Raw genomic sequence first — 24,245 nt, forward strand, 5'->3', positions numbered from 1 at the left:
TGTGCCTCTCTCCCCCTCCTTAATGTTCGTCTCTATTTATTAAAGTCCTTTTTTAGCGATAAAGTCAATCAAGTCAACTACACGGCTGGAGTATCCAGTCTCGTTGTCATACCAAGAAATAACTTTAACCATGTTGCCTTCCATAACCATTGTAGAAAGAGCATCGATTGTAGAAGAGTTAGCGTTTCCGTTGTAGTCAGTTGATACAAGCGGCTCTTCAGAATAGCCAAGGATTCCTTTAAGCGGGCCTTCAGCAGCTTCTTTAAACGCAGCGTTGATTTCGTCAACTGTTACGTCTTTTTCAAGCTCAGCAACAAGGTCAACTAGAGATACGTTTGGAGTTGGAACACGCATAGCCATACCGTTCAACTTGCCCTTAAGCTCAGGTAGAACAAGGGATACCGCTTTAGCAGCACCAGTTGAAGTCGGGATGATGTTCTCAGCTGCCGCACGCGCACGACGAAGGTCTTTGTGCGGAAGGTCTAGGATCTGCTGGTCGTTTGTGTAAGAGTGAACCGTTGTCATCATACCGCGAACAAGACCGAACTTCTCATGAAGGATCTTAGCGAAAGGAGCTAAGCAGTTCGTTGTACAAGACGCGTTAGAGATTACATCGTGAGAAGCTGCATCGTATTTGTCTTCGTTAACGCCAAGTACTACTGTGATGTCTTCGTCAGTTGCTGGAGCAGAGATGATGACTTTCTTCGCGCCTGCTTCTAGGTGCTTGGCAGCGTCAGAACGCTTCGTGAAACGTCCAGTAGATTCAACAACAACCTCTACGCCAAGGTCTCCCCATCCAAGCTGTGCAGGATCGCGCTCAGCTAGAACTTTGATCTCGCGGCCGTCAACGATAAGAGAGTTTTCTTTTACTTCAACTGTTCCTTCGAACTTGCCGTGAACCGTGTCGTGCTTAAGCAAGAATGCTAGAGTTTCAGCATCTGTTAAGTCGTTTACTGCTACTACTTCTACGTTAGGGTTAGAGAATGCAGAGCGGAATACGTTACGTCCGATACGTCCAAAACCGTTAATACCAATTTTCGTTGCCATTATAAATGACCTCCTTGTGATTAAGAGAAAGTTTTAAATTTTATAAAAAGGGAGAGTTCCCTAATTAACGAATGATATTTCGAAGTTCATCTGCCAGCTTCCGGGCAGCTCCTTCGTCTGTTACAAGCACACCGCGAGGGCCATGCTTCATAAATGAGGAAATCGCCTGGGCTTTTGAAGACCCTCCTGCAACAGCCATGATCAGCTCGCTGTTCTGCAGTTCTTCTAGCTGCAGTCCAATCGTTCTAACCCGATGGACCACATTGCCTTGTTTGTCAAAATAATACCCGAACGCTTCTGCGACGGCTTTTTCTTCATTCAGCTTTTCAATAAGCTCAGATGAAGCATTCCGCCGTTCCGCCATTGTTCTAGCATCACCAATGCCATGAATCACTATACTCGCCGACTGCAGCAGTTCCAGCACTTCTTTTATGACAGGCTCTTGAATGAGCGACAAGTAAGTGTCCTTGCTCAGCTGGTCAGGCAGATGTAGCAGCCGGTAATGACCATTCGCTTTTTGTGCCATCGTTGCGCAAATGGTGTTCGCCTGGTTCTCTACCTTCTCACCAAGCCCGCCGCGCGCCGGCACGAAAAGCAGCTCCTGCTCCTTGCTTCCAGGCGTCATCATTTCGGCCACCGCCGCCAGTGTTGTCCCGCCGGTAACCGCGATAACATTATCGCCTTTCAGCTGCATCTTTAACCGTTGAGTGGCCGCTTTACCCAGCTCGGTTTTCACCCATGGGTCTTTGTCGCTGTCTCCAGGGACGATGATCACTTCAGACAGATTTAAGATTTCCTTTAAATCTGTTTCTAAAACACGCAAACCTGAAAGTTCTTTCATCATTTCAGAGAGATTTGCCAGCGTCTCGCTTCCATCGGCTGTCAGTGACATGCCAGACGTGCCGATATGCAGCAGCCCTTGATCACGCAAAAAGGTGACTTCGCTTCTTAATACGCGTTCTGTTAGGTTCAGGTTCGCGGCAAGGCTTCGGCGTCCGATCGGCTCGTGTGATCTGACGACAGAAAGGATGCTGTATCGTTTCCTCATGACTTCAATTAGATCAGGCAGCAGTTTTTGCTGTATCTTGATAAGTTCTTTCATCCTGCATTTCTCCTAATATGCTACACGTTGGACAAAAAGTGTCCCGCATAGTCATTTTGTGTCCCGATGGAGAGTAAAAAAATCCCGGCTGTTACACCAAGCATTTTTTTGTGTGTATATGTCTGAAGTCAAATTCATTTTAGCGAAACCAAAACAACTTTTCAATACATTTTACTTATTAAAAATTAGTAAGCGCTTTCTTTACCTTTTCCTTCACAATTTGACCGAACCCAATCATCTTTCCATCCACTTTAACAACTGGAATCATCAAGCCATACTCTTCAATGAGTGTGTCATCGCTATAAATATCGATGACCTTTATTTCAAATGAAAGCTCCGACTGCAGCTCTTGCAATAGTTTATGCGCTTTGTCGCATAATGGACAATGATGTTTTGTGTAGAATTCAACGATTTTAATCTGCACCACTTTCATCCTTTCCCGTTTTGGGTAATTTAAAACAACTTTTTCTGTCTGTAGGCATGTGGCCTTTTAGAAATCAGGGAAAGTGTTGATTTCCGTTTCAGGTGCACGCTTATCCAGAGGGGTGATGGCGGAAAGCGTGCGCCTGTAACGTAGGTCAACGGCTTCTCAGAATCCTAAAAGCAAAAAGGGTTGCGAAATAAGTTATTTCATGCCACTCAGTCCATGTTTTTCTTGCAATGATGGCGGGGCGTTTTTTACCAGTCGCTGCAGAACGAAGGCGGCGAGTGTGACCTCGTCTAGTATACCGAAAAAGATCAGGAAGTCTGGGATGATATCAAACGGAAAGACGGCGTAGGCGGCAAGCAGTCCGACGCCGAATAGTTTTTTTGGCAATGCCACCTCTGATGTTAAGAAATAGTCTTTTAAGAACGGGATGAACTTCCAAAATTTCAAGACAAACTTTAGCCTTTTGAAAAATTTAAACATGAAGGCCTCCTTATGATGCTGTGATGGCACGAGCTGTGTGCTTAGCGTCAATTTTCTTTTCAATCTTCTCCAGCTCTGATTTGTTATTGAGCAGCTCTTCTTTATTCTTTTTAATCAGTGACTGTAAATTATATTTCATTTTTTTCATATCGTTGTCTCTCCTTTTTAATTTGCTGGCATTTGGTGATGAGCTGATCTAGCTTCTGGCTTTGCTGAATGGTTTCGGTGCTGTTCAGCCCTGAGCGTTCTACGCTTTCTGCCAAGATGTCCTGCTGTTTGACGATTTCAAGTGATAATGCCTGTTTTTCGTTCATTCGCAGCCTCCTTTACTAGTTGGAAAGGAACGAAAAAAACCTTCACCGGATATGGTAAAGGTTTGGGATCCACACATGTATTCCTTTACCGAGATGGCAAAGGTCTTGCTAACAGCTGATGCTGCCAACAAAGCCGAGAGCGAATGCTCCGTAATGACGACTTTGCTGTAAAAGCTACTCCCCTTTTTGGGAACTATTCAACTAGTTAACCACATTTTAAAATAGCTTGATTTATCTGTCAATTAAAAAGCATTCCCTGCTCATCAGACGAACCGTTTGCGCTTTGATGAAGAAGGAATCATCAATTCTTCTCGGTATTTGGCCACGGTCCTTCTGGAAATAGCCAATCCATCATCTCGTTTCAGCATTTCGCATATGAGCTGGTCAGACAGCGGTTTTTGTTTATTCTCTTTTTCAATGAGCCGCCTGATGGCGTCCTTAGCCGCACTTGCCGATGCTTCCCCGCCTTCACTCGTCTCAATTTTGGCTGTAAAAAAAGACTTCAGTTCTCTCGCGCCTAGAGGCGTTTGTATGACTTTATTCTTTACTGCACGGCTGATGGTTGACTCGTGCATGCCGGTCGCGGCTGCCACTTGTTTCAAAGTAAGGGGAGCCAGCTGGCTTCCCTTTTTTGAGAAAAAGGAATGCTGCACGTTTACCACCTCGGTTACGATTTTAATCAGCGTCTGCCTGCGCTGTTCCACCGCTTTTTTCAGCCACTGATATTTAGAAAATTGATTTTGCAAATATTTAGACGGCTGGTCGTTCTTTGACATAAACAGAAGCGGCTCATAGTCGCTGTTCAGCTTCACGGATGGATTGTAGCGGTCGTTAAACGCAATCGCAAAGCTTCCATCATGGTGAGTAATTGTAATATCCGGATATAAATATCCTTCTTTAACTCCATGAGAATACATTTTCCCCGGACGAGGGTTTAATGTTTGAATATAGTCAGCGGCATGCTGAATGTCCTCAGGCGAAAGCTGGAGTTCATCTGCCACTGCCCTCCATTTGCGGTTCGCCAGTTCTTCAAAGTAAAGCAGAACGAGGCGCCACGGCAGCGTGTTTTCCATCCCGGCAGCCGCAAGCTGCAGCAGCAGGCATTCCTGCAGGCTTCGTGCTCCAATGCCCGCTGGTTCCATTTGATGGATATGTACGATCAGCTTATCCACAATCTCTTCTGATGCACCAAGATGCTGTGCTGCCTCCGCTGCTGATACCGTTAAGTAGCCGTTATCGTCAATGCTTAATAGTAAAAAATTCAGCATCCTTCGCTCTTTCTCTGAAAGGGAAAGAAGGATGGATTGTTTGAGCAGGGTGTCATGCAATGTTTCAGTGCTGCTCATATATTCTTCAAATGAAACAGGCATTCCAGCTGATGAAGAAGATTTCCTCGAGCTAGGGCTCTTGCCGATAATGCCTGGCGGTTCGATCACTTCAATGAGCGGATTCTCGTTCGCCTGCTCCTGCAGGAAGGAGGCCAGCTCATAGCCTGGATATTGCAGGACGGCAATGGCTTGGCGAAGTTCAGCTGTCATAACAAGGCTTAAGTTTTGCTGCAAATATTGCCCCATTTCCATCATGATGCATCCCTCCTCCTTCCTATTCTACTACACTTGTAAGCGCTTTTAAAACCATAGAGGGGTCCGGTACCATTTCCTAGCTGGCCTCTGTGCACAGCGGTTTAGGGAAATGTGTACCGGACCCCCTCCCCTATAAGAATGCAAAAAGTGCCGGGCATGGTTGCCCGGCACTGTAAATGTTGATTAAAGTTTTGTTACGTTAGATGCTTGTGGTCCGCGAGATCCTTCTACGATTTCGAAAGATACGTCTTGGCCTTCTTCAAGAGTCTTGAAGCCGTCAGTTTGGATAGCTGAGAAGTGTACGAATACATCGTCTCCGCCTTCTACTTCGATGAATCCAAAGCCTTTTTCAGCGTTGAACCATTTCACTTTACCGTTTTGCATGGTGTTTCCTCCTAGTCACGCTCGTTATGTAAGCGTTTAAATGTTTCAACCACCTCACAGAGCAATATCCCGTCAATAAAAAAAATCGCCTTCCAAATAAGAGGGGGACTTTAAAACAGCATCCACTTCTTATCAAAAGTACGACTCGCTTTAAATCCGTTCTATTACACGTAAACTGGTTACCCTCAATATATCATGGCTGCACACTATTGTCAAAAAAGGATATCGTTTTGAACGTTGATTTTAGCACCTATTCTGTTAGGATAATAGAATACATGTAAATAAGAAGGAGCCCTATATGAGTGAGTCTTTTTCCATCCCTTATTTTGAAGAAAACCTTAGGCAGTTTATTGAGCGCAACGCGGATGTGTTCACGAAAACACATGCGATGAACGCTTATTATCGATCAATAGTCGGGACCTTGATCAACGACAACCTGAATAAAAACGGGGAGATTGTCAGACGCATCCGCAACCTGGAGGAAGCCTATAAGAATGTGAAAAGTGAATCATAATTCTTTCCCCATAAGCTGCAGCCGCCCACGTGGCAGGCTGCTTCTTTTTTCAAGTATCTTTTTTGCATCTGAAACGTTTAAATCCCGCTGTGCCGGGAATGATGAAGTTAGCCTGCAACGTGATAGGAAGGAATTCTTATCATCCATACCGAATAAGATAAATAGCCTTCAGCTGCCGTCTTTTCTTGAAATCATAAAAAGGGCTGCATATCGTTTGACCTTGTTTGACCTTTTTTGTATGATGACAGTACACACAATTAAATTGGTGAAGAGGAGGATTTACATGAACTTAATTCCTACAGTAATTGAACAGACTAACCGCGGTGAACGCGCGTATGACATTTATTCTCGCCTATTAAAGGACCGTATTATCATGCTTGGAAGCGCTATCGATGACAACGTGGCCAACTCGATCGTCGCACAGCTTCTCTTCCTTGCTGCTGAAGATCCAGAGAAGGATATCTCTCTCTACATAAACAGCCCGGGTGGATCCATCACAGCTGGTATGGCGATCTATGACACGATGAACTACATCAAGCCTCAGGTCTCTACAATCTGTATCGGTATGGCAGCTTCTATGGGCGCTTTCTTGCTTGCAGCAGGTGAGAAAGGAAAGCGTTATGTGCTTCCAAACTCTGAAGTTATGATTCATCAGCCGCTTGGCGGAACACGCGGACAGGCGAGCGATATCGAAATCCACGCACGCCGCATCATTCAAATGCGCGAGCAGCTGAATAAGATTCTTTCAGAAAAAACAGGCCAGCCGCTTGAAGTGATTGAGCGCGACACAGACCGCGACAACTTCCTTCTTGCAGAAGACGCGGTAAAATACGGACTTGTCGACAAGCTGATCACATCCGTTGACGCGAAGTAACCATGAATAGAGCGGACCTTAATCGGGTCCGCTCTTTTTTTATATGGCAGCGGCTTTTCTGCTGTATTCATGCGCCGCTTCAATCGCTTTAATCATGCCCATCGCTTTATTGATCGTCTCTTCGTACTCTTTCTCCGGAACCGAATCAGCGACCACACCTGCTCCTGCCTGCACATACGCTTTACCGTCTTGAAAAAGAATGGTCCGGATCGCAATGCACGAATCCATCGTCCCGTTAAAGCCGAGATAACCAACCGCGCCCGCATATAGTCCGCGCTTCTCATTCTCCAGCTCAGAAATAATCTGCAATGCTCTTACCTTTGGGGCACCTGACACCGTTCCCGCCGGCATGCACGATTTTAAGGCATCAAAGAAATCGAGGCCTTTCTTCAGCTTTCCTTTCACGTGCGACACGATATGCATCACATGCGAGTACCGCTCGATGTTCATGTACGATTCCACTTCAACCGAGCCGTATTCGGACACACGTCCCACATCATTTCGGCCAAGGTCAACCAGCATCACATGCTCGGCTGTTTCTTTCTCGTCCGCCAATAGTTCTCTTTCCAGCTGCTTGTCTTCTTCCTGCGTTTTGCCGCGCGGACGAGTTCCAGCAATTGGCCTGTTCTCTACCACGCCGTCCGTTACCTTCACGAGCAGCTCAGGAGATGAACCTACAACCACCTTTTCACCAGACTTGTAATAGTACAAATACGGCGAAGGGTTCATCACACGCAGCATGCGGTACACGTCAAAAGGGGAAACATCGGTCTCCACTTCAAAGCGCTGAGATAGAACAACCTGGAAGATATCACCAGCGCGAATATATTCCTTTGCTTTTTCAACCATCTCACAAAATTCTTCCTTCGTATGAGTGGAATTGACCGTCATATCTTGATCATTCTGCCTGTTCTGCTGATGTACGTTTGAAGATTTTGTAATCTCGGTATAGGTTTCCATAATCGCCGAACAGATGCGGTGGTAGTTGCTCTCAATCTCTTCTGGAGAAGCATGCTCACTCACATGAAGGTTCGCGATGATGGTCGTCGTCTGCTTCAGATGGTCAAACACGATGATCTCATCTGTGAATAAGAATTCCGCATCTTGCAATTGAAGTGAATCCTCGCGATGAGGTGATACCTTTTCAAATGTATGAATCAAGTCATAGCCAAAGAATCCGACGGCCCCTCCTGTAAACGGCGGAATACCGTCTATTTGGGGTGACCGAAAGCGGGCTAGCTCTTCCTTCAGCAGCAAAAGCGGCTCGCCTTTTAACCTTCGCACATTGCCATTCTGATCTTGAATGGAGGCTTCATTTTCCTTGCTCGTAAACTTCCAGAACGGACGCCTGCCAATATACGAATAACGCGCCCATCGCTCGCCACCCTCTACACTTTCGAGCAAAAAGGCATGATCCTCATTCAGAAAATGGCTGAAGATCGAAATGCTCGTAATGGAATCGGATAAAAAGGAATAGCTGATAGGAATGACGTTAAATCCCTCTAAGGACAGCTGTTGAACGTGCTTAACATCAGGAATATACATCGTCTCATCTCACCTCGTCTGTAAAATAAAAAACCCCGCAGTAATGCGGAGCCCGAATTTTGCGAACGCAAAAGAAACCTTCTATGAAAGGCTCTGCTACACTCTTCTGCACTCACTAAAAACACTCTGCTCTGCTCAATAACGAAAACTAGGAAGACACTAAGCCTTTATGTCAGCCCTAGTTGCTCTTATACGTTATTCGTTAACTTTTTGACTACACCAATTTTCTTCATTGTTAAAAGTGATCCTTTTAACGTGCTCAAAACCTCTTCGCCTTAAAGTTATTCAAACTATAGACAAAATTTTAGAAGTAGTCAACGGTTTCATGTGAAAAACTTCATTGTGAAGATGACAGAATCTTACAGTCATTTGCGGTGGCAATCTTTAGATGCTCTCTTTTCTTGATTTAATAGACTGCACTAACATAGCCGTACCGGCAATGTTGAGTACGATGCTTGCTCCTAAAGATATGGCCCATAATACGGTTGACTCAGACAGCGCAAATGAAATCACCAAGAAAATAAAACCTGTTAATACAAAAACAAAACCCGCAGCCCATTTGTTCAATTCCATCACCTCCATGCCACTATATTTTAACATTATTTTCCTATTTAATTTCTTTATTAACAAAAAAAAATCAGGGTCCGGCACGAGAACTTTATGCTAGATAAAATGCTCGTGTCGGACCCCGATATCATTAACTGTTGACTTGTTCTTTTTCAACGAATGCAGTGAGTGCGTCTATTGCTTCGCTTTCATCTGAACCGTCGACCGTGATCGTCAGTTCAGCACCAGAGCTTACCGCCAGGCTCATGATGCCCATAATGCTTTTCGCGTTCACTTTTTTCCCGTCTTTTTCCACAAATACATCTGATGTGAAACGGTTTGCTTCCTGCACGAACAATGCAGCAGGTCGTGCCTGTAGACCTGATTTAAGCAGTACCGTAACTTTCTTTTCTACCATTTTTGTGTCCTCCTATATGGTTATTTCTTTTCACCTGTTAATTCATTGGCAAACCTGAGCGGAGCTTTTCAGCGATCTCGTCAATTTTACGCAAGCGGTGGTTCACACCAGACTTGCTGACAGTTCCTGATGAGACCATCTCTCCAAGCTCTTTTAATGTGATATCCTGATGCTTTACCCGGAGTTCCGCGATTTCTCTTAATTTGTCAGGCAATACGCCAAGTCCTGCTTCCTGTTCAATAAATTTAATGTTCTCGACTTGCCGGATTGCCGCACCGACCGTTTTGTTCAGGTTGGCGGTCTCGCAGTTTACGAGACGGTTAACCGAATTTCGCATATCTTTTAAGATGCGGATGTCTTCAAAATGCATCATGGCCGTATGCGCGCCGACCAGCGTTAAGAATTCTGAAATTTTTTCGCCGTCTTTCAGGTAGATAATGTACCCTTTTTTTCGTTCGAGAACCTTCGCTTTTAAATCGAACGTGTTCATTAGGTCGGCAAGTGCAACCGTGTGCTCTTCATACATGGAGAAAATCTCTAGGTGATAGCTCGTTTCCGGATGGTTGATCGAGCCGCCGGCGAGGAACGCGCCTCTCATGTAAGCACGGCGGCAGCAGCTTTTTTTCTGAAATTCCTCCGCAACCGTCCGAGTGAACGTAAATCCTTGGTCAATAATTTTCAGGTCCTCAAGCAGTGTCCTAGCTTCTTCTGATACCCTGACGATATAGACGTTGTTCTTTTTCAAGCGCATTTTCTTGCGGACGAGCAGCTCCACATGATAGGGGTACAGCTTCTTCGTTAATGTATATATTCTGCGGGCAATCGCCGCGTTTTCTGTCGGAATGTCCAGAACGAGCTGGCGGTTGCTGAAAGAGACGGAACCGTTCATCCGAATAAGAGCGGCCAGCTCTGCTTTCATGCAGCATCCCTTCATTTCAAGCTGTGTGATTTCTTTCTTTGTTTCTGCAGCAAATGACACCTTTTTCACCCCGTTTCATCAAGCAGCCGTGCCTTTTTCTCTATTTTTGTACTAATGTCATCAGCAGGTCGGAAACCCTTTTTGAATCATGCCTCACGAGTGTTCCGTATTGAATAATATTTTCACAGATAACCTTCATATCCAGTTTGCCCAATTTTTCAGCATCGCACAGGACTTGTTCAGCGCCTTCCTCGCGATAAAGCTCGAGAAATTCCTCTGGAATGAGCTCGTTGTTCACAATGGCGATGTCAAGCACGTCGTTTCCAACGTGGTCGATCAGAGCCTGAATATGTCCGGCAGCTGAATAGCCTGTCGTTTCACCTGGCTGGGTCATGACGTTGCAGATATAAACCCGCGGGACGCTCGCTGCTTTAATCGCATCGGCAATTCCTTTTACGAGCAGATTGGGAAGGATGCTCGTATACAAGCTTCCCGGACCGATCACGATTAAATCAGCGCCTTGAATCGCCTTCACGCTTTCACGCAGCGGTTCCATATCGGCAGGCGTCAAAAATACGCGGTCTATCTTCTTATTCTCCAAAGGGATCTTGGATTCCCCCTGTATTGTGGATCCATCTTCAAAAACCGCACTCAGCATCACGCTTTTCTTAGCAGCAGGCAAAACCTGTCCGCGAACATTCAGCACTCGGCTGAGCTCACGGATGCCCGTCAGAAAGTCTCCTGTAATATCATGCATCGCCGCCAGCAGGAGGTTGCCTAATGAATGCCCCGACAAACCGTCTCCAGTCGTAAAGCGATGCTGAAACATCCGTTCAACGAGCGGTTCAACCTCTGAGAGGGCAGCGATTACGTTTCGCACGTCACCTGGAGGCGGCATGTCATAATCGAGGCGCAGTCTTCCTGAACTGCCGCCGTCGTCCGCAACTGTCACGATTGCCGTGATATCAACAGGATACTGCTTTAACCCTCGCAAAAGGACGGAGAGGCCTGTTCCCCCTCCGAGCACCACCACTTTTGGCTTGTTGTCCATTTAGCCCTTATCCTTTCCCATGTCGCGGTGGCTGCTGAGCGCAGCGAGGTCCTGTGACAATTCTTTAGCGATATATTCTGCCAGTGCGACAGAACGGTGCTTGCCGCCCGTGCAACCGATAGCGATGACAAGCTGGCTCTTGCCTTCACGCTTGTATTGCGGAATGATGAAGCGCAGCAGATCGAGCAGCTTCTCAAGGAAAATGGTCGTTTCCGGCCACTTTAGCACGTACTCGGAAATATCCGATTCCATCCCTGTGCGCGGCCGCATATGGTCGATATAATGCGGATTAGGAAGAAAACGCACATCAAACACAAGGTCAGCGTCGATCGGCATCCCGTATTTAAAGCCGAATGACATCACATTCACCGTGAAGGGATGCGATTCGTTCGTTGAAAAGCGCTGAATGATCTTCTCGCGCAGCTCAACCGGCTTCAGCTCGCTCGTATCAATGATCTGCTGAGCACGCCCCTTCAATTCCTCGAGCATCTCACGCTCTTGCGTGATGCCTTGGAGAGGGTTGCCGCTTTTCGCAAGCGGATGAGACCGCCTTGTTTCTTTATATCGGCGAACGAGTGTCGCGTCTTTGCAATCCAAGTAAATAATTTGCGGCGTAATATGCGAACTTAACGCAAGCTGATCCAGCGTCGTAAACAGCTGATCAAAGAATTCCCGTCCGCGCAGGTCCATAACGAGCGCCACTTTATTCAGCTTTCCGCCCGATTCTTCCATCAGTTCTACAAACTTCGGCAAAAGGGCAGGCGGAAGGTTATCCACGCAAAAGAAACCCAGATCCTCAAAGCTTTGCATCGCTACCGTTTTTCCGGCTCCTGACATTCCTGTAATGATAACGGTCTGAAGTTCTCTGTTTTCCATAGCCGCTCTCCCCCTGTCTCTATGTTAGAACACGCCTGTCGGATGTTAAGCCGGATCCAGGCGGTATGATAATAAATGAAATTCAGGTGTGTACGTAAAGGTCCCGAAAATCATGCCGCTTCCTTGAAGGACATAATCGAGAATATGATAATCACCTGGCGCCATCGGCAAGGTCCGGACATCTGCAGAGGACTTCCATTCAATCTTTCCTTCTTCACTCTCTTCTAGCGCTTCCCCTTCGAAGTCGTTTGCGAAAAAGGTGAACATCATCCACTCAGATACGATCTTTTCGTTTTCTTTAATAATAAAATTAAAAACCCCTTTTAACGTAGGGTTCTTTAAATAAATCCCGGTTTCTTCACGATATTCGCGGATAACGGTATCACGGATTGATTCCTCTGATTCCATCTTTCCGCCTGGTGCGACCCACCAGCCACGCCTCGGTTTTTGCAGAAGCAAAACCTTGCCGTCCTTGACCAAAACACAGTTGGCTACTCTTTGCAATTCGTTCACCTCAGTTTTATAACTGAACATTACTATCAGTATACTAAATAATGTAACCCCTCACAATAAAGGCGGCCTTGGGGTTATTGCGGTTTAATGGAGTGATTTAAAGCCATCTTACTTCTTTAGAGAGTTGGCTTCCGCAGCAGACTTTCCCTGACAGAATAATCATAGTAACACTTGATGTTTAAACAACATCTGATTCTATTTTTACCGAACCTATCCCCATTTAATTAATCTAACTTTTTATATACGAATAAATCGTCATAAAGTTTCTATTATTTATTCAGAGTTCCTTAATTTTTACGCAAAAAAAGAGCACGGAAGGTTTCTCCGTGCTAAAGCAAAAGCTTTATAAAAAGGGGGTCAATTTCTTACTCTTATATTACCCCAAGTTTATTGCACCATCATTACAGATTGATTAAGCTGAAATTACGATTTTATCTTTTCCATCAATTCTTCTACATAGTGTTGAACGGCTTGCGCGGCAATACTTCCGTCACCTGTAGCCGTGACGATCTGGCGCAATGACTTTTCCCGGATATCGCCCGCTGCAAATATGCCCGGGATGCGTGTTTCCATCTGTTCGTTCGTCTCCACATACCCAGCTTCGTTCGTGATGCCAAGGTCTTTGAATGCTGCGTTTAGCGGCAGCATGCCGATATAGATGAACGCGCCGTCCGTCTTAAACGGTGATTCTTCACCAGTGACTGTATCTACAAGTGTGACGCCTGCTACTTTATTGTTCTCGCCGTGGATTTCCTTCACGGTTTTGTTCCAGAGGAAATCGATTTTTTCGTTATCGAATGCACGCTGCTGCAAAATTTTCTGTGCGCGCAGCTTATCGCGCCGGTGAATGATCGTCACTTTAGAAGCAAAGCGTGTTAAATAAACGCCTTCCTCAACCGCCGAATCTCCGCCGCCGATAACAACGAGCTCTTTGCCTTTAAAGAACGCTCCGTCACATACCGCACAGTACGATACGCCGCGTCCGCTCAGCTCTTTTTCGCCAGGCACGCCGATTTTCTTGTATTCTGCACCAGTCGACAGGATAATTGCCCGTGTCTTGTATTCCTTGTTTCCGGCTTTAATCGTTTTGAATTCTTCGCCATCCACGATCTCTTTTACATCACCGTAAGCATATTCAGCTCCGAATTTTTTCGCGTGATCAAACATTTTCGTTGATAGCTCGGGTCCAAGAATGTGGTCGAAGCCTGGATAGTTCTCCACATCCTCCGTGTTCGCCATCTGTCCGCCTGGAATGCCTCGCTCGATCATGAGCGTGCTCAAATTGGCGCGAGATGTATAGACGGCCGCCGTCATACCTGCCGGGCCTGCTCCGATAATTACAACATCATAAATTTTTTCTTCACTCATTTGCCGTCACTCCTATATAAGCTGCTTCTTATTTGTAGTCCCATCGTAACGGGTATAAGAGGTCGTGTCTAATATTCTGCTCACGCTCATTACATGCTGCGTCCTAGCCATTCGCTCACCTTTTTCACACGAGAAGAAAGGATAGAGACGGATACGCCGTACAGCTCTGAGATCGCCTTTTGAGACGTTTTTCCTTTATGCTTTCGCGCCATGTAATCAATCGCAGCGGCTGCACCTGCTGTGTTCTGCAGAATCCGCTTTTCTTCTTCCTTGGCGAAACGAACCGTCTCCAGCCAATAAAACATCACATCTTCATCAATTGCCGTTCCGTTCTCTTTCAGGCATTGAATAATGTCCATTCCGCTGCTTAGCACTGGACTTGGAGTCGAAATTTCCGCTTTGTTGCCGCCATGCACAAGGATGACAGGCTGAGCTGGATCGTGCTCGAGCATGATAGCTGCCGCAATTTCTTTCAGGAATAGAGGCTCTTCTTCTCTTTGGCAGACCTCCTGCAGCAGTTCATAGCTTTCTTCATTCTTATTCCCTCTAAGCAGGAATAAATGCGTTAGTTTGTTTTTTTCAAGTGACTGTCGAATCTGCTTAAACCGCTCAATCATGCTGCTCATCTTTCGGTTTTCCGGCAGCGCTTTAGGCATGGATGGCTTCGGTACACGATATTGATAATCACTGCCCGAAACAACCAAGGTGCCTTCTTCTGCTTTTTTCATATAATAGGACGCCACGTTTCCATCCAGATCGATGTCTGCTGTGCGCTTCCAGTATTTCAGAGCAAGACCTGGTTTGCCTAGAGCATAAAAGGATACCGCAAGCGCATGATTCACGACTGGATCATGCATAAGCGATGTCTTTTTCAGGGCGAGCAGCCAGCGGTTCGCATACTCATGCTCTTCTAGCAGGCCGAACGTATTGCCTAGCTTGTAGCGGTGATCCGGATGAATCGGGTGCACCCCTTTTAAACGGTTAAGCAGAACTCTTCCGTTTTCCTTCATGCCGAGCTGCGACATGAAAATCGCCATGTTGCAGAGCGCATTCAGGTTTCCTGGATTCTTCTCTAATACACTTTGCAGTACTTGGAGCGCTTCTTCATACTCACTTTTGTAAAAATGAGTGAGCGCGAGGTTATTGTATGCCGCCCAAAAGGTTGGGTGCTGATCGATAATAGCGTTCAGCTGCTCCTTCGCCAGCACGAGCTCGCCGCGTTCAATGGATCGCTTCGCATCATCATGCTTCTGAATGAGGTCATCCTCTTCAACAAGCGCCTCGCTTAAATCTTTATCGTCGTTCTCGAAATGAATGAGATCAAGCAATTCCTGTGAATCCTCAAAGAACTCACCTTCTGGATCATGCTCCATATATAGCAGCGCATATTGCTCCGCCTCTGAAAACAACCCAAGATGCGCATAGTTGTTCGCCATGAAATAATAGCATTCGGCCATCTCTTCCTCTGTGTAGGCGAGCGCTTCATGCAGGTAATCATTCGAAAGCTCGTATTCTCCGATCTCAGCCAGCACCGACGCCAGCTGGCATAAGAAAGCAGGCTCTTCAGGCTGGAAGAACACGGCACGCTCGAACATCTTTCTTGCTTTATTCAACTCTTTTTTATGATAGGCTTTAATGCCGCGTTTAAAGAAATAATCGCCATCCTGCAAAAAAGGAAGGACACGGCCCCTGATACGGCTGGCCTCTTTTTGATTCCCCATCTGTTCCTCCAATATGTATGCGTCCATTTAATATCGAACATATACAAGAAGTTTTCAACTCAAAAAGTATAACATAGCGAAAATTTCCGTAAACCACTTCCCGCACATTTCTATATTGTAAGTTTTCGACATTTTTTGGACGATGCGGTCAAACGTGTGCTTTGTTATCGATTAGGTTTTTGAGTTTGAAAACCATAAAACGATAGATTACGGTCACTCATTATGAAAAATAAGAATGGTGGATCCACTTTTTCTTATTATGGGATCTATAATGACCTTTTTTTAGTGATACGGCAGGACTCATTTTCCGCCTTACTACACTTTTTGAAAATCTCACAGCAAGTTTTGTATTTCTTAAAGCAAATAAAGAAACCTTTACAGCAAGTTATTGGTTTTTCACGACCGTTCAGCCATTTGTTACAACAATTGAGTTCTCAGCCATTGAATCGAAGTGATAAGTCATCCTTCTAACAAAAGAAATCCCAAAAGACATCATTCAGTCTTTTGGGACAATACTTGCATCATTTAGCATGCCTTTCCTTCAGCACCGAAAGCACGTCATCAAACGGCAGCTTCTGTTCCTGCAGCAGGACGAGCAGGTGGTACAGCAAATCCGCCGCTTCCCATTTCAGCTCCTCGGGGTCCCGGTTCTTCGCCGCGATAATGACCTCGCCCGCTTCCTCTCCGACCTTTTTTAAAATCTTATCCACGCCATGCTCGAACAAATACGTCGTGTACGCACCCTCTGGCATCTCTTTTTCACGCTGTGCGATCACGTTCTGCAATTCTGTTAAGATGGCGTACCGATCCTTGGATTCTTTGAAAACAGGCTCACTATCCGTCCCGCTGAAACAGCTGTAAGCACCGGTGTGACAGGCAGGTCCGTTCGGCTCTACTAGGACGACGAGTGCGTCTTGGTCACAATCCAACTTGATGTCTACTACGCGCTGTGTATTGCCTGAAGTGGCGCCTTTATGCCAAAGCTCGCTGCGTGAACGGCTGTAAAAGACGGTTTCGCCTTTTTCTAGAGTCATTTGCAGCGATTCTTTGTTCATATACGCAACCGTCAACACTTCACGTGACTGGACGTCCTGCACGACAGCAGGAATCAAGCCTTTATCATCAAATTTCAATTCTTCTATATTCATCGAATGGCCACCCCTCTTTCAGCCAACGCTGCTTTCACCTCTGCGATAGACGTTTCTTTATAATGAAAAATGCTCGCGGCAAGTCCCGCATCGGCTAAGCCTTCCGAAAACGCATCATAAAAATGATCCGCGTTGCCCGCGCCGCCCGATGCGATAACCGGAACAGGGACTGCTTCAGAGACCGCTCTTGTCAGCTTCAGGTTGAACCCGGACTTTTCACCGTCTTTATCCATGCTCGTCAGCAAAATTTCGCCCGCCCCGCGTAAAACAGCTTCGCGTGCCCAGTCGGTCACTTCCCACTCAGTCGACTTTCGTCCGCCATGCGTGTAAACGCGCCAAGATCCTAGCTCCTCATCGTATTTCGCATCAATCGCCACAACGATGCACTGTGCCCCGAAGAATTGTGACCCTTCTGTAATCAGCTCTGGCCGGAGAAGGGCCGCCGTGTTCACCGACACTTTGTCAGCTCCTGCCCGAAGAACGCGTTTCATGTCATCAAGCGTGTTGATCCCGCCGCCGACCGTAAACGGTATGGCAAGCTCAGATGCGACTCGCTCAACGACCTCTGTCATTGTTTCGCGGCCTTCATGGCTCGCTGAAATGTCGAGGAACACGAGCTCGTCCGCTCCTTGTTCATCATAAAAGCGGGCAAGCTCCACCGGGTCGCCGGCGTCAATCAAGTTCACAAACTGGACGCCTTTTACGACACGTCCATCTTTTACGTCAAGACAAGGTATGATGCGTTTTGTGAGCATCTACTTCACGCTCCTTAACGCCTCTTGCAGCGAAAACTTGCCGGTGTACAGCGCTTTTCCAATAATCGCGCCAGCCACACCGCGCTCATCATTCTTCAACAGGATTAAATCGTCGATGGAGCTGACTCCGCCAGAAGCGATCACTTCTTTACCTGTCAGAGCAGCAAGCTCTGCAATGGCCTCCGTATTCGGCCCTTGCAGCATGCCGTCTTTCGAGATATCGGTGAAAATAAACGTTTCTGCACCCTTGGCCGCGAGCTCCTGCGCCAGATCACTCGCTTTCAGCTCAGATGTTTCAAGCCATCCGTGAGTCGCGACATAGCCATCGCGCGCATCAAGACCGATGGCGATGCGCGGACCGAATTTTGCGAGAGCGTCCTCGACAAAATTCCGGGCAGATACTGCCGCACTGCCTAAAATGACGCGGTCTACACCTTCGTTCAAGTAACTTTCTACATCCTCCATCGTGCGAATGCCGCCGCCGATCTGCACCTTCACGTCCAGCTCCTTCGCGACACGAAGCACATGCTCATGGTTGATCTTCACGCCAGCCTTGGCACCATCCAAATCGACCATATGAATCCACTGTGCTCCGTTTTCGGCAAACGTTTTAGCCATATCGAACGGTGAGTCTCCGTAAATGGTCTCTTGATCGTAATCTCCCTGCAGCAGTCTTACGCACTTGCCGCCGCGCATGTCGATCGCCGGATATAATGTGAATTCACGCATATGACCTCTCCTTTACAAACGTACAAAAATTCTTCAGCATACCCATTCCAAGCTGTGAGCTCTTTTCAGGGTGAAACTGGGTACCCATCACGTTGCCGCGACCAACGACGGCGGGCACTTCGACATCCCCATACTGTGCTGATGCGGCGATGACGTCTTGTTCAGCCGTATTCACCACATACGAGTGGACAAAATACACAAAGCCTTCCTGCAGACCGTCGAGCAAATCGTGCTCCCGCTGATGAAAAGCAAGATGGTTCCATCCCATATGCGGCACTTTATACGTTACACCACCAGCTGTTTTTCCCGTAAAGCGCGTCACGCGACCAGGCAAAAGGCCGAGACCTTGGAAGTTGCCGTGCTCTTCACTTTCTTCAAACAAAAGCTGCATGCCGAGACAGATTCCAAGCAGCGGCTTCCCTTTAGCCGCTTCATCTTTCACAAACTCGGCAAGTCCGCTGCTATTGAGCTGATCCATCGCATCTTTAAATGCTCCGACACCCGGAAGCAGCAATCCGTCGCATTTTTCCAGCTCTGTTTTGTCACTCGATAACACAAACTCTTCGCCGATTCGCGACAGCGCCGACTTGACCGAGTGCAGGTTGCCCATTCCATAATCAATGATCCCGATCATCTTACAGGGCCCCTTTCGTAGAAGGCACTCCTTCAACGCGCGGATCCAGCTGTGTCGCTTCGTCCAGCGCTTTTGTAAAGGCCTTGAAAATCGCTTCGATGATGTGGTGCGTGTTGCTGCCATAATGCACGATCACATGCAGGTTCATCCGGGCTTCCAGTGCAAGTTTCCAGAAGAACTCGTGCACCAGTTCTGTATCAAACGAGCCCACCTTCTGGCTCGGCATTTCAGCACGAAATTCGAGGTGCGGCCGGTTGCTAAGGTCAATCACCACTTGTGCAAGCGTCTCATCCATCGGCACGAACGCGCTTCCGTATCGCTTGATCCCCTTTTTATCGCCAAGTGCGCCCTGAATCGCCTGTCCGAGCACAATCCCTACATCCTCTGTCGTATGGTGGTCATCGATCTCTGTATCGCCTGCAGCGTTCACCGTTAGATCAAACAGACCGTGGCGGGCGAACGCATCGAGCATATGGTTCAAAAAAGGAACCGGTGTGCTGATGTCAGCCTGACCCGATCCGTCCAAGTTCAAAGACAGGCTGATCTGCGTTTCTTTCGTGTTTCGTTCTACTGAATACGTACGTTCTGTCATCGTTTCTCCTCCAGCCTGACATCGATCGCCCGTGCGTGAGCCTCTAAGCCTTCTAAACGCGCGAATGATGCTATCTTTCTTCCATTATTTAATAGTGCTTGCTTGCTGTATCGGATCACACTCGACTTTTTCATAAAATCGTCCACGTTCAGCGGACTGGAAAAGCGCGCCGTTCCGCTCGTAGGCAACACGTGGTTGCTGCCGGCAAAATAATCGCCGACCGGCTCTGAGCTGTATTCACCTAAAAAGATCGCGCCTGCATGCTTGATTTGTCCGAGCAGTTCCATCGGTTCTTCCGTCATGATCTCCAAATGCTCTGGGGCAATCTTATTGATCGCGTCAACCGCTTCATCCATTGTCGCTGCGATATACACTGCACCATAAGCCGAGATCGACTGAGCGGCGATTTCCTTGCGAGGCAGGCTTTCGAGCTGTGATTTCACTTCCTCTATCACATCAAGCCCTAGCTGTTCGCATGTCGTGACAAGGATAGCTGCCGATCGAGGATCGTGCTCTGCCTGTGATAATAAATCAGCGGCGATATAGCGGGCGTTCGCCGTTTCATCTGCTAATACGGCGATCTCGCTCGGCCCTGCGATCATATCAATATCTACCAGTCCGAACACTTCTCGTTTGGCGAGCGCGACATAAATGTTGCCCGGACCAATAATTTTATCCACTCTCGGCACCGTTTCTGTTCCGTAAGCCAGTGCTCCGACCGCCTGTGCTCCGCCAATTTTATACATGTGTTTTACACCCGCTTCATTCGCGGCCACGAGTACAGCTGCTGGAAGCTTTCCGTTCTCACCCGGAGGCGACACGAGCACGATCTTCTCAACGCCAGCCACTTGGGCAGGAATCGCTCCCATCAGGACCGATGACGGATAAGCCGCCGTCCCGCCTGGAGCGTAAATACCGACCGAATCAAGCGCCCTTACCTGCTGTCCGAGCACCGTCCCGTCCGGTCGGGTAAAAAACCAAGACTGCCGTTTCTGCTTTTCGTGATATTCACGGATGTTACCCGCTGCTTCCTTAATAATGCTGATCATTTCGTCATCCAGTTCTTTATACGCTTCGTTTACTTCTTCCACTGTCACTTCTAAAGCATCGAGCGACACCCGGTCAAACGTTTCGGTCAGTTCAAACAGTGCAACATCGCCTTCTTCGCGCACTTTTTTCAGAATGGCCAGAACGGATTCTCGCTGAAACGATGTGTTTTCTTCAAGGCTGCGCTCAAGCGCATTCAGTTCGCTGATTCGTTGCATTTTCATCTGGCAGCCTCCTTGCTCTCCGTAACCTTGCGCAGTCTTTCCACGAGATTCTGGATCGTGTCCGCGTACAGCCTGTAGCTGGCCGGATTCACGATTAGACGCGATGTAATATCCATGATTTTTTCATATTCCACAAGTCCGTTTTCTTTTAACGTACGTCCAGATGAGACGATATCCACGATCCGGTCTGCGAGGCCGATAAGCGGCGCAAGTTCGATGGAACCGTTCAGCTTGATCACTTCCACCTGTTCCCCTTGCTCCCGAAAATAGTTGGACGCGGCCTCCGGATATTTCGTGGCCACTTTTGGAGCCACCTTATCACGAATGCCTCCGGGAAGACCGGCCACAGCTAAATAACAAGTGCTGATTTTCAGATCGAGCACCTCATACACATCACGCTCTTCCTCAATCATCACGTCTTTACCAGCGATCCCAACATCCGCCACACCCTGCTCAACGTATACCGGCACGTCCATCGGCTTGGCTAAAATAAACCGCATTCCAGCCTCACGGGCCTCAACGATCAGTTTACGGTTATCTTCAAATTCTGGCGGCAGAGGGTAACCAGCCTCGCGGAGCATATCGGCCGCTTCTTCAAATATGCGCCCTTTTGGCATCGCAACAGTCAATAACTCACTCATGTTGTTTCCTCTCCTTGCGTCTTTCCTATTAAATAAACCACGTCAGTAAAACGTTTCGTAAACGCGTCGATATCCTCTACTCCAGCGACATCCTGTGCGACAGCCGGAATGCCTTTGCTGCGCTTTTCTGCAGCGGCAAGCAGTGCTTCTTTTCTTCTTTCACCGCTGTATAGAATGCATGTACGATTCGTCACTCCTTCATGCTGGCCGATCGCTTCCATTACATAATCGAGCCGAACGGCAAACCCGATCGCCGGCGCCGACCGGTCAAACCGGCTTAAGAGATCATCATATCTACCGCCTCCCGCAATCGGGGATCCGATGCCCGCAGCATATCCCTCAAACACGATTCCTGTGTAATAGCTCATATGGCTGAGCAGAGTGAAATCAAAATTGATGGCTTCCGCCGCGCCATACGTGCTCAAAATCTCCTTCAGTTCCTTAAGATCTTGAACAGCTTTCTTTCCTTTCTCCGTACCCGCCAGGTCCATTGCCATATCAAGCGCCCGGTCGCCTCCTCTGCATTCCAGCAGCTTTAGCAGCCTTGCCGAATCAATCGATGACAGCGGCAAATTCTTGACAAAATTCGCATAGCCCACGTAATTTTTCTCGAATAAGAACCGGCGAAGCTCCTCTGCACGCTCCTCGTTTCCAAGTATCTCAATGAACAGTTCCTGAACAAATCCAATATGGCCGATCGTAATCGTGAAAGTCCGGATGCCCGTCTCTCTGAGCACATCATTCATCAACGCAAGCACTTCCGCTTCCGCACTCATCGTTCCATCACCGATCAGCTCAACACCAACCTGCTCAAACTCAGCAGGACGCCCTCCTTCACGCTGCTGCGCACGAAAAACCGGCGCACTGTAAGAAAGCCTTAGCGGATACGCCACCTGCTTCATGCTCGAAGACACGACACGGGCGATCGGTGCTGTCATATCCGGTCTGAGCACAAGCGTACTGCCTTCCATATCCAGCAGCTTAAACAGCTGCTGATCCGAAATCGCCGACGCTTCACCAACCGTATCAAAATATTCTAAAGTGGGTGTCTGAACCATCTGATAGCCCCACTCATTTATTTTTTTAAGCAGCTGCTGCTTGATCTGTTCACTCGCCTGAAAAAAAAGAGGCAGCTTGTCACGCATTCCTGCAGGTTTCTCGAATACAAATGGTCTTGGCATGATTCATCACCTTCAATTATCGTTATCGATCTAAATACTTTAGTTCGCTAATGTGCTAACAAGATAAAATATACTTTGTAGTCTACACGTCCTTCTATTTATCGTCAACCAAAATCACGTGTTGAATTTCTGAAAATGAGGGAATAGTATGTACAGATTTATGAAGAAAGGTGGAATTATTTTGTTTAATAAAATTTTCTTTGTGGCCATACTCGCCGGCCTCCCGCTATCTGTCATAGGTAGTATGCTGCATTGGCCAGCCGTCATTCTATTCGTCATCTATTGTGCCACCATCATCGCCCTCGCAGCCTACATGGGCCGCGCGACAGAAAGCCTCGCCATCGTAGCAGGACCACGAATCGGCGGATTGCTCAACGCCACATTCGGCAACGCGGTAGAGCTGATCATCTCCATCTTCGCCTTAAAAGCAGGACTCATCAGCGTCGTCCTAGCCTCACTGACCGGTTCCGTACTCGGAAACCTCCTGCTCGTCGGAGGCTTATCCTTCTTCGTCGGCGGCCTAAAATACAAACGGCAGAAATTCAACGTCCACGACGCCCGCCATAACGCCGGACTGCTCATCTTCGCCGTCGTCGTTGCTTTTGTATTCCCGGAAGTCTTCTCCTTTAAGCTCGAAGACCAGGAATCACTCACACTAAGCATCTGGGTATCCGTCATCATGATTGCCCTATACTTAGCCGCACTCTATTTCAAACTCGTCTCCCATCGAGGCGTTTATCAATCCGAACACGAAGAAGGCCACGAGCACGAAACAGCCGAATGGACAAAAGGCCGCGCCATGCTCGTACTCGCACTCGCAACAGCCGCCGTCGCCTATGTATCAGAGAAACTCGTCCATACATTTGAAGAAGTCGGCCAAACACTAGGATGGAGCGAAGTCTTCATCGGCGTCATCATCGTCGCCATCGTCGGTAACGCAGCCGAGCACGCTTCCGCGATCATCATGGCCTACAAAAATAAAATGACCGTCGCCGTCGAAATCGCCGTAGGCTCCACCTTGCAAATCGCCATGTTCGTCGCACCCGCACTAGTACTCGTATCACTCTTGTTCCCGCAGCCCATGGCACTCGTCTTCTCGCTGCCCGAACTCGTCTCCATGGTACTCGCCGTCTTCCTCACCATCTCGCTCACCAGCGACGGCGACACCAACTGGTTCGAAGGCCTCACCCTCCTCGCCGCCTACCTCATCATGGGCGTAGGATTCTACCTTCTCTAAAAAAAGCCAACACAAAAGGGGTCCGATACCGGACCCCTTTCTTACTTCTCCAAATAACAACACCAATCAAAAACATAATGAGTCCAAACCCATTTAAAACAACCAATATAATACCGAAGGTCATCATCTCAATCCGGATCAAGTACTCCATTACACCGAAGGTGATCATCTCGTTACCAGACCTCAGGTTAGCCTCGAAGAACATGTTCGCTATTTCCGTCCAAGAACCAAACCCATCTCGGTACCAGACCTCAGGTTAGCCTCGAAGAACATGTCAGCCATTCTCCGCCAAAGAACTAAAACCAAGCTAAACAACCAAACCAATCATTCTACGTATATTTTCCCTCTTTTTCTGATAAAGTGATAACAGAA

At 47.5% G+C, this 24,245-nt stretch carries 28 protein-coding genes; 3 read left to right on the forward strand and 25 right to left on the reverse strand.

Going from position 1 to position 24,245, the window contains the following annotated elements; translation table 11 throughout:
• Nucleotides 1-39: 39 nt before the first annotated feature.
• The 8 genes from gap to cspD all read right to left on the reverse strand — a co-directional run bounded on the left by gap (nt 40) and on the right by cspD (nt 5,340).
• Entirely contained in the window at nt 40-1,047 is a 1,008-nt protein-coding gene (gene gap / locus ACFQPF_RS04885; RefSeq protein WP_379747130.1) for a type I glyceraldehyde-3-phosphate dehydrogenase, read from the reverse strand.
• Between the two features lie 64 nt (nt 1,048-1,111).
• Nucleotides 1,112-2,149, reverse strand: coding sequence for a sugar-binding transcriptional regulator (locus ACFQPF_RS04890; RefSeq protein WP_379747132.1), 1,038 nt, complete (start codon nt 2,147-2,149; stop codon nt 1,112-1,114).
• A 178-nt stretch (nt 2,150-2,327) separates the two neighbouring features.
• On the reverse strand, nt 2,328-2,573 hold the full coding sequence (locus ACFQPF_RS04895) for a glutaredoxin family protein (protein ID WP_379747134.1): 246 nt from the start codon (nt 2,571-2,573) through the stop codon (nt 2,328-2,330).
• 201 nt (nt 2,574-2,774) lie between these two features.
• Nucleotides 2,775-3,059 (reverse strand): YkvA family protein, encoded by a 285-nt coding sequence (locus tag ACFQPF_RS04900; protein ID WP_379747136.1) that lies wholly within the window; start codon nt 3,057-3,059, stop codon nt 2,775-2,777.
• A 10-nt stretch (nt 3,060-3,069) separates the two neighbouring features.
• Nucleotides 3,070-3,207: an FbpB family small basic protein gene (locus tag ACFQPF_RS04905; protein ID WP_379747138.1), complete on the reverse strand. Its 138-nt coding sequence runs from the start codon at nt 3,205-3,207 to the stop codon at nt 3,070-3,072.
• Nucleotides 3,188-3,373, reverse strand: a complete 186-nt coding sequence (locus ACFQPF_RS04910; protein WP_379747140.1) for a Spo0E family sporulation regulatory protein-aspartic acid phosphatase — start codon at nt 3,371-3,373, stop codon at nt 3,188-3,190. The genes ACFQPF_RS04905 and ACFQPF_RS04910 overlap by 20 nt, the downstream gene beginning before the upstream one ends.
• 263 nt (nt 3,374-3,636) lie before the next feature.
• Nucleotides 3,637-4,956, reverse strand: coding sequence for an RNA polymerase factor sigma-54 (gene rpoN / locus ACFQPF_RS04915; protein ID WP_379747142.1), 1,320 nt, complete (start codon nt 4,954-4,956; stop codon nt 3,637-3,639).
• A gap of 183 nt (nt 4,957-5,139) precedes the next feature.
• Nucleotides 5,140-5,340: a cold-shock protein CspD gene (gene cspD, locus ACFQPF_RS04920; protein WP_379747144.1), complete on the reverse strand. Its 201-nt coding sequence runs from the start codon at nt 5,338-5,340 to the stop codon at nt 5,140-5,142.
• Between the two features lie 298 nt (nt 5,341-5,638).
• Between cspD and yvfG the strand changes: the two genes are divergently transcribed.
• A complete protein-coding gene (gene yvfG, locus ACFQPF_RS04925) occupies nt 5,639-5,854 on the forward strand; it encodes a protein YvfG (RefSeq protein WP_379747148.1) in 216 nt (71 codons plus the stop codon).
• A gap of 283 nt (nt 5,855-6,137) precedes the next feature.
• Complete coding sequence (clpP, locus tag ACFQPF_RS04930; protein WP_379747150.1) at nt 6,138-6,728, forward strand: ATP-dependent Clp endopeptidase proteolytic subunit ClpP; 591 nt, start codon at nt 6,138-6,140, stop codon at nt 6,726-6,728.
• 39 nt (nt 6,729-6,767) lie between these two features.
• On the opposite strand, the gene trpE is transcribed toward clpP, so the two are convergent.
• The 17 genes from trpE to ACFQPF_RS05015 form a co-directional block, all read right to left on the reverse strand.
• On the reverse strand, nt 6,768-8,273 hold the full coding sequence (trpE, locus tag ACFQPF_RS04935) for an anthranilate synthase component I (RefSeq protein ID WP_379747152.1): 1,506 nt from the start codon (nt 8,271-8,273) through the stop codon (nt 6,768-6,770).
• A 384-nt stretch (nt 8,274-8,657) separates the two neighbouring features.
• Nucleotides 8,658-8,846, reverse strand: coding sequence for a hypothetical protein (locus tag ACFQPF_RS04940; protein WP_379747268.1), 189 nt, complete (start codon nt 8,844-8,846; stop codon nt 8,658-8,660).
• Nucleotides 8,847-8,970: 124 nt separating this feature from the next.
• Nucleotides 8,971-9,237, reverse strand: a complete 267-nt coding sequence (locus ACFQPF_RS04945) for an HPr family phosphocarrier protein (protein WP_379747154.1) — start codon at nt 9,235-9,237, stop codon at nt 8,971-8,973.
• A gap of 37 nt (nt 9,238-9,274) precedes the next feature.
• A complete protein-coding gene (gene whiA / locus ACFQPF_RS04950; RefSeq protein WP_379747156.1) occupies nt 9,275-10,216 on the reverse strand; it encodes a DNA-binding protein WhiA in 942 nt (313 codons plus the stop codon).
• A 40-nt stretch (nt 10,217-10,256) separates the two neighbouring features.
• On the reverse strand, nt 10,257-11,207 hold the full coding sequence (locus ACFQPF_RS04955) for a gluconeogenesis factor YvcK family protein (RefSeq protein ID WP_379747158.1): 951 nt from the start codon (nt 11,205-11,207) through the stop codon (nt 10,257-10,259).
• Nucleotides 11,208-12,083, reverse strand: coding sequence for an RNase adapter RapZ (gene rapZ, locus ACFQPF_RS04960; RefSeq protein WP_379747160.1), 876 nt, complete (start codon nt 12,081-12,083; stop codon nt 11,208-11,210). It lies immediately after the preceding gene.
• Nucleotides 12,084-12,128: 45 nt separating this feature from the next.
• Nucleotides 12,129-12,587 carry an NUDIX domain-containing protein gene (locus ACFQPF_RS04965; RefSeq protein ID WP_379747162.1) on the reverse strand — a complete coding sequence of 153 codons (459 nt, stop codon included), beginning with the start codon at nt 12,585-12,587 and terminating at the stop codon, nt 12,129-12,131.
• Between the two features lie 432 nt (nt 12,588-13,019).
• Nucleotides 13,020-13,964, reverse strand: coding sequence for a thioredoxin-disulfide reductase (trxB, locus tag ACFQPF_RS04970; RefSeq protein ID WP_379747164.1), 945 nt, complete (start codon nt 13,962-13,964; stop codon nt 13,020-13,022).
• A gap of 89 nt (nt 13,965-14,053) precedes the next feature.
• The gene (locus tag ACFQPF_RS04975) at nt 14,054-15,685 is read right to left on the reverse strand and encodes a tetratricopeptide repeat protein (RefSeq protein WP_379747166.1); all 1,632 of its coding nucleotides are present in this window, start codon (nt 15,683-15,685) and stop codon (nt 14,054-14,056) included.
• Nucleotides 15,686-16,206: 521 nt separating this feature from the next.
• Nucleotides 16,207-16,833, reverse strand: a complete 627-nt coding sequence (gene hisIE / locus ACFQPF_RS04980; RefSeq protein ID WP_379747168.1) for a bifunctional phosphoribosyl-AMP cyclohydrolase/phosphoribosyl-ATP diphosphatase HisIE — start codon at nt 16,831-16,833, stop codon at nt 16,207-16,209.
• Nucleotides 16,830-17,588 (reverse strand): imidazole glycerol phosphate synthase subunit HisF, encoded by a 759-nt coding sequence (hisF, locus tag ACFQPF_RS04985; protein WP_379747170.1) that lies wholly within the window; start codon nt 17,586-17,588, stop codon nt 16,830-16,832. Before hisF ends, hisIE begins: the two co-directional genes overlap by 4 nt.
• Nucleotides 17,589-18,317: a 1-(5-phosphoribosyl)-5-[(5-phosphoribosylamino)methylideneamino]imidazole-4-carboxamide isomerase gene (gene hisA, locus ACFQPF_RS04990; protein ID WP_379747172.1), complete on the reverse strand. Its 729-nt coding sequence runs from the start codon at nt 18,315-18,317 to the stop codon at nt 17,589-17,591.
• Nucleotides 18,310-18,951 (reverse strand): imidazole glycerol phosphate synthase subunit HisH, encoded by a 642-nt coding sequence (gene hisH, locus ACFQPF_RS04995; RefSeq protein ID WP_379747174.1) that lies wholly within the window; start codon nt 18,949-18,951, stop codon nt 18,310-18,312. Before hisH ends, hisA begins: the two co-directional genes overlap by 8 nt.
• A 1-nt stretch (nt 18,952) precedes the next feature.
• Complete coding sequence (gene hisB, locus ACFQPF_RS05000; protein WP_379747176.1) at nt 18,953-19,543, reverse strand: imidazoleglycerol-phosphate dehydratase HisB; 591 nt, start codon at nt 19,541-19,543, stop codon at nt 18,953-18,955.
• Nucleotides 19,540-20,814 (reverse strand): histidinol dehydrogenase, encoded by a 1,275-nt coding sequence (gene hisD / locus ACFQPF_RS05005; protein WP_379747178.1) that lies wholly within the window; start codon nt 20,812-20,814, stop codon nt 19,540-19,542. The genes hisB and hisD overlap by 4 nt, the downstream gene beginning before the upstream one ends.
• Nucleotides 20,811-21,455, reverse strand: a complete 645-nt coding sequence (hisG, locus tag ACFQPF_RS05010; protein ID WP_379747180.1) for an ATP phosphoribosyltransferase — start codon at nt 21,453-21,455, stop codon at nt 20,811-20,813. The genes hisD and hisG overlap by 4 nt, the downstream gene beginning before the upstream one ends.
• On the reverse strand, nt 21,452-22,636 hold the full coding sequence (locus ACFQPF_RS05015; protein WP_379747182.1) for an ATP phosphoribosyltransferase regulatory subunit: 1,185 nt from the start codon (nt 22,634-22,636) through the stop codon (nt 21,452-21,454). Before ACFQPF_RS05015 ends, hisG begins: the two co-directional genes overlap by 4 nt.
• Nucleotides 22,637-22,796: 160 nt before the next feature.
• On the opposite strand from ACFQPF_RS05015, the gene cax reads away from it, so the two are divergent.
• Nucleotides 22,797-23,873: a calcium/proton exchanger gene (gene cax / locus ACFQPF_RS05020; RefSeq protein WP_379747270.1), complete on the forward strand. Its 1,077-nt coding sequence runs from the start codon at nt 22,797-22,799 to the stop codon at nt 23,871-23,873.
• Nucleotides 23,874-24,245: the final 372 nt, after the last annotated feature.

The organism is Fictibacillus iocasae, from assembly GCF_042665465.1.
Lineage (GTDB): Bacteria > Bacillota > Bacilli > Bacillales > Fictibacillaceae > Fictibacillus > Fictibacillus iocasae.

What these genes read in the sequence shown, in the direction of transcription:
- gap (WP_379747130.1), bottom strand. Translation starts at nt 1,047, where the DNA reads ATGGCAACGAAAATTGGTATTAACGGTTTTGGACGTATCGGACGTAAC.
- ACFQPF_RS04890 (WP_379747132.1), bottom strand. Translation starts at nt 2,149, where the DNA reads ATGAAAGAACTTATCAAGATACAGCAAAAACTGCTGCCTGATCTAATT.
- ACFQPF_RS04900 (WP_379747136.1), bottom strand. Translation starts at nt 3,059, where the DNA reads ATGTTTAAATTTTTCAAAAGGCTAAAGTTTGTCTTGAAATTTTGGAAG.
- ACFQPF_RS04905 (WP_379747138.1), bottom strand. Translation starts at nt 3,207, where the DNA reads ATGAAAAAAATGAAATATAATTTACAGTCACTGATTAAAAAGAATAAA.
- ACFQPF_RS04910 (WP_379747140.1), bottom strand. Translation starts at nt 3,373, where the DNA reads ATGAACGAAAAACAGGCATTATCACTTGAAATCGTCAAACAGCAGGAC.
- rpoN (WP_379747142.1), bottom strand. Translation starts at nt 4,956, where the DNA reads ATGATGGAAATGGGGCAATATTTGCAGCAAAACTTAAGCCTTGTTATG.
- cspD (WP_379747144.1), bottom strand. Translation starts at nt 5,340, where the DNA reads ATGCAAAACGGTAAAGTGAAATGGTTCAACGCTGAAAAAGGCTTTGGA.
- yvfG (WP_379747148.1), top strand. Translation starts at nt 5,639, where the DNA reads ATGAGTGAGTCTTTTTCCATCCCTTATTTTGAAGAAAACCTTAGGCAG.
- clpP (WP_379747150.1), top strand. Translation starts at nt 6,138, where the DNA reads ATGAACTTAATTCCTACAGTAATTGAACAGACTAACCGCGGTGAACGC.
- trpE (WP_379747152.1), bottom strand. Translation starts at nt 8,273, where the DNA reads ATGTATATTCCTGATGTTAAGCACGTTCAACAGCTGTCCTTAGAGGGA.
- ACFQPF_RS04940 (WP_379747268.1), bottom strand. Translation starts at nt 8,846, where the DNA reads ATGGAATTGAACAAATGGGCTGCGGGTTTTGTTTTTGTATTAACAGGT.
- ACFQPF_RS04945 (WP_379747154.1), bottom strand. Translation starts at nt 9,237, where the DNA reads ATGGTAGAAAAGAAAGTTACGGTACTGCTTAAATCAGGTCTACAGGCA.
- ACFQPF_RS04955 (WP_379747158.1), bottom strand. Translation starts at nt 11,207, where the DNA reads ATGGACAACAAGCCAAAAGTGGTGGTGCTCGGAGGGGGAACAGGCCTC.
- rapZ (WP_379747160.1), bottom strand. Translation starts at nt 12,083, where the DNA reads ATGGAAAACAGAGAACTTCAGACCGTTATCATTACAGGAATGTCAGGA.
- trxB (WP_379747164.1), bottom strand. Translation starts at nt 13,964, where the DNA reads ATGAGTGAAGAAAAAATTTATGATGTTGTAATTATCGGAGCAGGCCCG.
- ACFQPF_RS04975 (WP_379747166.1), bottom strand. Translation starts at nt 15,685, where the DNA reads ATGGGGAATCAAAAAGAGGCCAGCCGTATCAGGGGCCGTGTCCTTCCT.
- hisIE (WP_379747168.1), bottom strand. Translation starts at nt 16,833, where the DNA reads ATGAATATAGAAGAATTGAAATTTGATGATAAAGGCTTGATTCCTGCT.
- hisF (WP_379747170.1), bottom strand. Translation starts at nt 17,588, where the DNA reads ATGCTCACAAAACGCATCATACCTTGTCTTGACGTAAAAGATGGACGT.
- hisA (WP_379747172.1), bottom strand. Translation starts at nt 18,317, where the DNA reads ATGCGTGAATTCACATTATATCCGGCGATCGACATGCGCGGCGGCAAG.
- hisH (WP_379747174.1), bottom strand. Translation starts at nt 18,951, where the DNA reads ATGATCGGGATCATTGATTATGGAATGGGCAACCTGCACTCGGTCAAG.
- hisB (WP_379747176.1), bottom strand. Translation starts at nt 19,543, where the DNA reads ATGACAGAACGTACGTATTCAGTAGAACGAAACACGAAAGAAACGCAG.
- hisD (WP_379747178.1), bottom strand. Translation starts at nt 20,814, where the DNA reads ATGAAAATGCAACGAATCAGCGAACTGAATGCGCTTGAGCGCAGCCTT.
- hisG (WP_379747180.1), bottom strand. Translation starts at nt 21,455, where the DNA reads ATGAGTGAGTTATTGACTGTTGCGATGCCAAAAGGGCGCATATTTGAA.
- ACFQPF_RS05015 (WP_379747182.1), bottom strand. Translation starts at nt 22,636, where the DNA reads ATGCCAAGACCATTTGTATTCGAGAAACCTGCAGGAATGCGTGACAAG.
- cax (WP_379747270.1), top strand. Translation starts at nt 22,797, where the DNA reads ATGAAGAAAGGTGGAATTATTTTGTTTAATAAAATTTTCTTTGTGGCC.